The 8676-nt window shown below is 45.9% G+C and carries 6 protein-coding genes and 1 pseudogene; 3 read left to right on the top strand and 4 right to left on the bottom strand.

What is annotated here, in order from left to right; translation table 11 throughout:
• A pseudogene (locus tag AACV78_RS13985) lies at positions 1-447 on the bottom strand (PilN domain-containing protein); the annotation flags it as partial.
• Positions 448-975: 528 nt separating this feature from the next.
• A complete protein-coding gene (gene pilM / locus AACV78_RS13980; protein ID WP_194012787.1) occupies positions 976-2070 on the bottom strand; it encodes a type IV pilus assembly protein PilM in 1095 nt (364 codons plus the stop codon).
• 480 nt (positions 2071-2550) lie between these two features.
• Between pilM and AACV78_RS13975 the strand changes: the two genes are divergently transcribed.
• Together AACV78_RS13975 and AACV78_RS13970 are read left to right on the top strand one after the other, a co-directional pair.
• Positions 2551-3834 (top strand): ABC transporter substrate-binding protein, encoded by a 1284-nt coding sequence (locus tag AACV78_RS13975; RefSeq protein ID WP_194012792.1) that lies wholly within the window; start codon positions 2551-2553, stop codon positions 3832-3834.
• Positions 3835-4226: 392 nt separating this feature from the next.
• A complete protein-coding gene (locus tag AACV78_RS13970; RefSeq protein WP_194012788.1) occupies positions 4227-4802 on the top strand; it encodes a Uma2 family endonuclease in 576 nt (191 codons plus the stop codon).
• Between the two features lie 5 nt (positions 4803-4807).
• Here AACV78_RS13970 and AACV78_RS13965 read toward each other — a convergent pair whose 3' ends face one another.
• A complete protein-coding gene (locus AACV78_RS13965) occupies positions 4808-6073 on the bottom strand; it encodes a bifunctional folylpolyglutamate synthase/dihydrofolate synthase (RefSeq protein WP_194012789.1) in 1266 nt (421 codons plus the stop codon).
• Between the two features lie 133 nt (positions 6074-6206).
• Between AACV78_RS13965 and AACV78_RS13960 the strand changes: the two genes are divergently transcribed.
• The gene (locus AACV78_RS13960) at positions 6207-7247 is read left to right on the top strand and encodes a DNA cytosine methyltransferase (RefSeq protein ID WP_368666977.1); all 1041 of its coding nucleotides are present in this window, start codon (positions 6207-6209) and stop codon (positions 7245-7247) included.
• Positions 7248-7384: 137 nt separating this feature from the next.
• Here the strand turns inward: AACV78_RS13960 and AACV78_RS13955 are convergent, their stop codons facing one another.
• Positions 7385-8602, bottom strand: coding sequence for a glycosyltransferase (locus AACV78_RS13955; RefSeq protein ID WP_194012791.1), 1218 nt, complete (start codon positions 8600-8602; stop codon positions 7385-7387).
• Between the last annotated feature and the right edge of the window lie 74 nt (positions 8603-8676).

Here is an 8676-nt window from a genome sequence, read left to right as displayed (position 1 = left end):
CGGTGGGGGTGCTGCAACGGGGGCGGGACTTGGGTCGATTTGCTCGATTTTGGAAATTTGCACTCCGGCGGGGGTGCGGGCGCTGATGTCTTGCAGCATGGCCGACCAGGGTTTAATTTGGTCGAATACTCCGGCTAATGCTTTGTATTCGCCGGTAATTTTGTCGGTTTCGGCGTTGATGGCTTTGATGGCGCTGGCTTGAGTGTTTAATTTTGCCAGTTCTTGGTCGATGGTTGCTTGTTCTGTGGCTAAGCCGGTGTTTTCGTTGGTAGCCCACCACCAGGCGCCCATGACTGCGGCGTTGAGGCCGAAGGCAAACAGCAGCGCCCCTATGAGGGGCAGTTGGTCTTTGGCTCCACCGGAACTTCTTTTAGCTGAGCTTTTGGCTGCTGTGACTGGTTTGTAGTCCGGGCGATCGTTGAGAAAATTAATATCTAGGCTGTACATGGCTTCACTCGATTTTATAGCTGAAGGAAGAAGTCATTAGTCATTGGTCATTAGTCATTGGTCATTAGTCATTGGTCATTAGTTATTGGTCATTAGTCATCAGTGCTGTTCCCCGCGAGCGAAGGTTATCAGTCATCAGTTATCAGAAAAAAGAAGGCAGAAAAAAGCAGGTCGGAGGAAGGCTTTAGTTATCGGCGCGAGGGACTTTTGGTGGCAATCGACGGCTGAGGTTTGAGCAATTAAGAACGTCTTAACTGTGAAGGCGGTTGCTTTAAATGTGAAATTTTAGATTTTAGAGTGAGCGCCAGATTATCGGTACAAGTTAAGGGTTTATTTAGGGAAGAAGGAAACAATTTTCGGCCTTTTTCCGAAGGAATTGGCTGCTTCTATCTCGGATATTCTACCTTGTACTTTTTACCTTTTACCTCCAATATTTTACCTTCTGCATCAGGGGTCTGCTTTTTTCGGAGGAAGCTTTTTCCTAAAATTCTCAAATCTGTTTTTCTACTATTATCTAAAACTGTTAGGTTAGAGCACCTCCCTGAGTCCTAAGCCTAGGGCTACTCCTAAGCCTGCTCGCTGTTCGGGGCTAATTTCTTGGCTGATTTCGAGTCCTAGGGTTTCGATGGGATCGACTTGGGATGCGGGCAAACTTAATCTCTGCATGAAAAATTCGTCGAGTTTGCCGATCGCGGCTCCGGGGCCCGCTAGCAGCAGTTGCGCTACTTCGAGTTCTTCGCTCTGGTTGAGGTAAAAGTCTACTGAGCGGCGCAGTTCGTCTGCGAGTTCTCCCAATACTTTAATCATGGCATTTGTGCCTGGATTGGCGTCTCCCGATGCGCCCATTGTATCCGTTACTGGCAGGGTCATGCCTTGCAGTTCGGTGGTGTCTCTGGTTGGGGGCAGGTTCATGGCTTCGTTGAGGGCGGTCTGGATTTGGTAGGTGCCGATCGGGATGGTACGGTTAAATTGTGGTATGCCGTCCACTACTATAGCTAATTCGGTACTGTCAAATTCTATGTCTGTGAGGACGGCGGCTTCTTGGGATGAAAATTGTTGCAGTTGGTCTTTGAGGGTGCGAATCAGGGCAAAGCTGGTTACTTCTAGCACGTCTATGATCAGTCCGGCTTCTTTGAAGGTTTCGATGTATGTGTCGGTAACTTCTCTGCGGGTAGCTACTAATACCACTTGCACTTTTTCTACGCCGTCGTCATCTACAAATAAGCCGATTTTTTGATAGTCTACGTCGGCGTCTTCTCTGGGAAACGGCAAGTACAGCCCTGCTTCTGCGTTCATGTAATCCCGCAGTTCTTCTTCGTTGAGTTCTGCGGGAACTGGAATTAAGCGGATGACGGCTTCGCGGCCGGGAATGGCTGTGGCTACTTTCTTGGCTTTGATTTTGTTTTCGGCGAGGACTGACCGGATGAGTTCTGCCATTCCGGGCGGATCGACTATTTGCCCTTCTTGTATTATGTCTTCTGGTACTTCTATTGAGGCTAGGATGCCTAATTTTAATGCCTGAGCTTTCTTTTCGAGCTGAATGATGTTGATGCGGTCTGGGGCTATTTCGATCCCGATTCCTGGCTGGCGTTGGGAAAGTAGACCTTTGAAAAAGTTAACCATGTGATTGGGTCGCCGGTAGTTGCTATTTGTTTATTTTGTGGTTGGCCAGCCTGACTCAGCCGTTGGCTGTTGGAGGGTGATACCATTTGGGATTTTCAATTAGGAATGACCCATTGGCCGGCGGGTTTGGATTGCTGGCCTAGACTGACATTCTGTTTGAAACCTGGTATGTATTTCCAACGCGCCTGCTGTAATCTCGGTGTTCGCAGTACCGTTGGCGGTGCTGCGCTGCAGGGTCTTGGTTGCGCGATCGCTAGTTCCGATTTTATGCTATCCAATTTACTTGACAATAGCTATTCTCCGGCGAATGTCAACAATTTTCAGCTCGATCGACCGAAAACCTGCCGGTGCGGCTGCAAAACCGACTCTCTCCCTCGCAGGGCTCTGGCGCAACCAAGACTAGAACTTGACTCTCTGGTTTTCTCGGCGGGCTGTGCTTTTTTTTCTCTAACGGTTCCCATGATTCTGAAATTAAATTCTATGAAGCGTAAATCTTGGCAACTGTTTGCTGTTTTTGGGCTGGTGGGGCTGCTGCTGGCTGCGGTGGTGAGTTGCGGCAAGCCTGCTGTTAATTCCCAAACTAAGAATGCTAACGAAATCGAGTTCTGGACTATGCAGCTTCAACCTCAGTTTACTGAGTATTTTAATCAGACGATCGCTGATTTTGAAGCCAAAAATCCGGGCGTGAAGGTGCGTTGGGTGGATGTCCCTTGGTCGGCGATGGAAAGTAAGATTTTGGGTGCTGTTTCGGCGAAAACTGCGCCGGATGTGGTGAACCTGAATCCTGATTTTGCTTCGCTGTTGGCGGGGCGCAATGCTTGGCTGGATTTGGACTCTCGAATTTCGGAGCAAGTGCGATCGCTCTATCTGCCAAATATCTGGAAAGCTAGCGTACTCGATGGCAAGACTTTTGGCATTCCTTGGTATCTGACAACTGGAGTGACAATTTACAATACGGAGTTGTTTAAAAAAGCTGGAATTGCTAAGCCTCCCGCTACCTATGCCGAGTTGGCGGCTGTGGCGAAACAGGTGAAGGATAAAACTGGTAAATTTGCTTTTTTTGCGACTTTTGTACCGGAAGATTCGTCGGAGGTTTTGCAATCTTTTGTGCAGATGGGTGTGCCTTTGGTTGATGCTAAAGGTAAGGCTGCTTTTAATACTGATAAGGGGAAGGCTGTTTTTCAGTATTGGGTGGATTTGTACAAGGGCGGACTTTTGCCGCAGGATGTTTTGGTGCAGGGACATCGCAGGGCGATCGAGCTTTATCAAGCTGGAGAAACTGCTTTGTTGGGTTCTGGGCCGCAGTTTTTAAAGGCGATCGCTGAGAATGCTCCGAATATTGGTGCTGTCTCGGCTGCTGCGCCTCAAATTACGGGGGAAACCGGCAAGAAGACTGTGGCGGTGATGAATTTGGTTGTACCTCGCGACAGCAAGCGCCCTGATGATGCTGTGAAGTTTGCTTTGTTCGTGACAAATTCTCAAAATCAGTTGGCGTTTGCGAAGGTTGCTAATGTTTTGCCTTCTACGGTTGAGGCTTTGCAGGACTCTTATTTTAAGAGTGTTCCGGCTGATGCTGCTCCGAGCGATCGAGCTAGGATTGTCAGTGCTTCTGGCTTGGCGAAAGCTGAGTTGTTAATTCCCCCTCTCAAGGATGTTAAGAAGTTGCAAAAGGCGATTTATGACAATTTGCAAGCGGCGATGTTGGGGGAAAAATCCGTGGAACAAGCTGTGAGTGATGCGGCGACTGCTTGGGATCAAAGGTAGTTTTGAATTAAAGCTGGGGCGGAAATATTTTTGCTTTTCCCCCTTGCTTTTTTCTGCTACTTGACGTATTATTAAATAATGGGAATCCGTGTCGCCATATATATAAGCTTTTAAGTTATTATCGAATGATGAAATTACCGCTTTTTCACAGGGCGGAGTCGGAGGATAACTCTGGACAAGTCAATCTCGACTGTTTTAGAGGTAAATGTTTATCGATAAATAAGTAAGAACGATCGCTCATCCCAGCAACCGGGTTTATTTATCCCGTGCGATCGCCTTTATCAATTCAGCTTGATTGATGATTTCTACAAAAATAGCTTGAATTCCTCAAATCTTCATAAATTTGACTTGTGTTAAAATCAAAGCTCTGATCGGAATAGGAGAAAATTCTTATGCCAGCGATGACACTCAAAGATTTAAACCAAGTTCAAAGCCTTTTTTCGGAAGCTGGTTTAGATTACAAAATTGAACTAGAAGACGGGAGACTTTCAATTATGGGGCCATCAGACATCGTATCCAGTGAAATCAGCAGTATTTTGATTCGCTTGCTGGGTAACTGGGTTTACCCCCGTCGCTTGGGGAGAGTGTTTGACTCCGCAGGCGGTTTCATCATGCCGGATACGAATGTCAAAGCACCGGATGTTTCTTTTGTGCGCGCCGCCCGATTGCGCCAAAGTCCGCGTTATTTTGGAGAACTTGTCCCGGATTTGGTAGTTGAGATTAAATCTCAGAGCGATCGCATTAAGCCGATAGAAACCAAGGTTTTGAAGTTTATCGAATTGGGTGCGGTTGTCGGAATTCTGATCGATCCTGATGAAGAAACAGTGACTGTTTATCGATCTACAGGCGAACCGACTGTTTTAGGAAATGGCGATATTTTAACAGTAACAGAACTTTTTCCCGGTTGGGAATTGCCCGTTTCGGAACTGTGGCCTCCTATTTTTACCGAGGAAGAAACACAATTATAATGCGTTTAAGCTTGGGATTGTTGTTGTTGCAGAAAGTAGCCGACGAGATAAAGGGAACCGCAAAGCACTGTTAAATTGTCGCCTGCAACTGCAGCATCTAAGGCTGTTGTTAAGTCGGGGAAGGCTTGACAAACTGTTAATTCGGGGCAGATAATTTTAGCGAGGGCGGCTAATTCTGCGGGGGATGATGAGTTTTGATCGGGTACGGGTACTAGGTAAAGCCGATCGCCCTTTTTGAGTAAAGCTTGTAAAATATCATCGCAGTCTTTCGTCGCCAAAATGCCGATGACCCAGTTAATCGGGGACGGGGAACTGGTAAGATGATCTACGTATTCGCGCAGGGCGATCGCAGCGGCTGGATTGTGCGCGCCGTCAATCAGGATGTTGCGGTTTTTCCAGGTAGTTTGTTGAAGTCTTCCGGGCCATTGGGTTGTGGCGATTCCGTCGGCGATGGCGGTGGAGGAGATTTGCCATCCTAGGTTTTGGAGGGTGTGGAGAGTTGCAAGGGCGATCGCTGAATTCATTAATTGAATTTGTCCCAACAATGGCAATTGATATTTTATTTTAACCGAATTTTGACTTAACTGATATTCTGCAAATCCTTCTCCTAAATCTACCGCTGGTTTTACCCAAATTGCCGGACAGTCTAATTCTTGAATGCGTTTTTCTACTACTATTCTAGCAGATTCGGGCAATTCTCCGACAACTACCGGACACTTTGATTTGAGAATTCCGGCTTTTTCTCCAGCAATATCGGCGACAGTAGGGCCGAGGATTTGCCAGTGATCGAGACTGATAGAAGTAATGACACTGACAAGGGGAGTTTCGCAAACATTAGTCGCGTCTAATCTACCGCCCAATCCTGTTTCTATGACGGCAATATCTGCTTTTTGTTCGGCGAAATACAGCCAAGCTGCTGCGGTGATGATTTCAAATTGAGTGGGAGTTTCTGTATTACCTTCCGCAGCGCTGACAACTTGTTCTAGACACTGTTGCAATGCTATTGTAGAAATTGGTTTTTGGTTGATGCAAATTCTTTCTGTCCAATCGATTAGGTGCGGGGATGTGTAGCGCCCGACTCGATAGCCTGCTGCTGTGAGTACGGATGAGAGATAAGCGCAAACGGAACCTTTGCCATTTGTGCCGGCAATGTGGATAATGGGGACTTTTTGGTGGGGGTTGTCTAGTTTTTGGAGGAGTTGGTGAATTCTTTCTAGGCCGAGGTGTACGCCGAAGTGTTGGTAAGATTGGAGGATGGATTCTGCATTCATTGAGGATGATGAATTCTGTTTGTGTGTGAATTATATTTTTTTTATTAACCGCAGAGGGCGCAGAGGGCGCAGAGGGAGAGAAGAAAGAGATGTTTATAATTGATTGATTGTAATTTATTGCGGGTGAGAAAAGGTGGCTTTGGATATTATTTCTCTGTTTTCGGGTTGTGGGGGGTTGGATTTGGGTTTTCGCTTGGCTGGGTTTAATCTGGTTTGGGCGAATGAATATGATAAGTCTATTTGGGATACGTATAATTTCAATCATCCTGAAACTATTTTAGACGGCAGAGATATCAGAAAAATTAATTCTGATGAAATCCCTAATTGTATTGGGATTATCGGCGGGCCTCCTTGTCAAAGTTGGAGTGCGGCTGGTGCGAAACGCGGGATTGATGATTGTCGGGGTCAGCTTTTTTGGGAGTATATCAGAATTGTGCGGGACAAGCAGCCTTTGTTTTTCTTGGCTGAGAATGTTAGGGGTATTTTAGCGCCTAGAAATCGTGATGCTTTCACTTATATATTATCGCAGTTTGAGGCGATCGGGTATCGAGTTTCGTTCCAGTTGTTGAATGCTAGAAATTTTGGTGTTCCGCAAGATAGACAAAGGGTAATTGTTGTCGGTTATCGGGAAAATCTGGGTTTTGGTTTTGAGTTTCCCGCGCCTGGAACGGATGTTTTGACGCTGGAAGATGCGATTTTTGACTTAAAGGCGATCGCCCCAATGTCAGTTAAGGGTAAAGTAGATAATTATCACGATTCTGTCGCGAATCACGAATGTGCAGATTTGGGGTTTTCGAGCATTTATATGTCGCGAAATCGAGTTAGAAGTTGGGGCGAACCTTCCTTTACAATTCAGGCGGGCGGCCGACACGCACCTCTACACCCTCAAGCTAGTAAAATGATTTTGGTTGGCAAGGACAAGCGCATTTTTGACCCCAATTCGCCTCAACCTTACCGCAGGCTTTCGGTGAGGGAATGTGCGAGAGTTCAGACTTTTCCTGATGAGTTTATCTTCAAGTACAAGTATATTGCGGACGGCTACAAAATGGTCGGGAATGCTGTTCCTGTGAATTTAGCAAGAGTTTTGGCAAGTAAGATTTTTGAGGATATTGTCATAGGGAATAGGGCATTAGTGTCAACTAAAACCGACCATCTACCAGTCGCTAGGGAATGAATTCCACGAGCCCTTTAGCGAAATTTTTCCCTATGAAAACTAATCTCAAATCCCTTGACATCAGAATTATTAATCTCTCTCTTCTCTTCCTCTGTGTCCTCTGTGGCCTCTGCGGTTTAATCATTCCGAATTATCTGTCATTGAAACTTAGTTAACTCGCCGAGATTTTGCTGAATCGTATTTATGCCGCGAATATGAGACAATGGAGAACCTCCATACAAAAAACTATCCAAACTAATTTGATAATTTTGCTGCACCGCCAAATCCAGCCACAAATTCTTAAATGCTTCTCCCGGTTTGTAGTCGGGAATGTTATGCTGATAGTAAGGAAAACTGTCTATACAAGTGTTAAAAAAATTCTTGCGGCCGCAATGCTTTAAATACTGATATCGCGGCTTAAATTCGGTTTGATTTTGCAATACTGTATGAATAGTATCGGCTAAGGATTCAGGGTCAAATTTGGCGTAAAGTCCCGCACCTTCCGGGAAAACAGGCGAGTTTCCTCTGGCGTATTGGTTGAATTCTTCAAAACAAATTACTGGTACGTTGCAACTCATTGCTTCGGTAATTCCCCGATTTTTTCCTTCGAGGAGGGAACCGAGGACGAAGGCTTGGGCGCGCGAATAATATACAGGCATTTCGCTGTAGTAGTCAACTCGCGGTAGTAAGTTGATGTAGTCGGAGGGATTGCCTAAAATTGCTTCTACTTGGTGCCATTCTTTTAAGGCGAGTTCGTCGAGAGTATTTAGGTTATTAACATCAAAGTCGTGACCGCTGACAACTGTTAATTTTATTGGTTTTTGCGGATATTTTTGGCGGTAAATTTTTAAGGCTTTAGCAATCGTTGGCAAGTTTTTTTCTTCGGAAATTCGGGCGACGGCTAGCAAGTCGATGTCTTTGGCGGGGACGTTGCGGGGAGAAATTAAGTATTCGTTGATGAAGTCTGTGTCTTGCAGTGGTACGATCGGTTTGTTGGCGCGATTTGGATAAGTTTCGCGAAACCATTTATCTCGCTGCGGGTTTTTGTATAAACTGGAGTATGCGTCGGCGACAGGGGCCCAGGAATAGGAGATTCCGGGGGAATAGGTGAAGGATAAAAATACTGAGGAAAGTTGGGGAAATAGTTTGTTGATTAGTTCGACTCCTTCGCTTAAGTAAATTCCTTTGATGAATTTTCCTTCGTAAAATAGCGGGGGAAGTAAGACGTAGAAACTTACGGTATCGAAGCGGTGGGGTTGGTCTTCAAATATCTCCCAGCTAAATGCGTCTAAGTCTGCATAGATTTCGGCGATTGGTTTGTTGATGTTGGGGTTGCGTAAGTAGGGTTTTTGGCGATCGTAGTTTCCGCGTACCATATAATTTTTAGTGTGATTATTGAGTTTCTTTTTTTACCGCAGAGGGCGCTGAGGAGAGGGGGAGAGGGGGAGAG

The organism is Tychonema sp. LEGE 07196, assembly GCF_963890365.1.
Classification (GTDB): domain Bacteria; phylum Cyanobacteriota; class Cyanobacteriia; order Cyanobacteriales; family Microcoleaceae; genus Microcoleus.
The sequence above is the reverse complement of the archived record's forward strand: the minus strand, read 5'-3'. Positions and strand labels throughout refer to the sequence as shown.

Coding starts and splice junctions, on each gene's coding strand:
- AACV78_RS13955 (WP_194012791.1), bottom strand. CDS start 8,602: ATGGTACGCGGAAACTACGATCGCCAAAAACCCTACTTACGCAACCCC.
- AACV78_RS13975 (WP_194012792.1), top strand. CDS start 2,551: ATGAAGCGTAAATCTTGGCAACTGTTTGCTGTTTTTGGGCTGGTGGGG.
- AACV78_RS13970 (WP_194012788.1), top strand. CDS start 4,227: ATGCCAGCGATGACACTCAAAGATTTAAACCAAGTTCAAAGCCTTTTT.
- pilM (WP_194012787.1), bottom strand. CDS start 2,070: ATGGTTAACTTTTTCAAAGGTCTACTTTCCCAACGCCAGCCAGGAATC.
- AACV78_RS13965 (WP_194012789.1), bottom strand. CDS start 6,073: ATGAATGCAGAATCCATCCTCCAATCTTACCAACACTTCGGCGTACAC.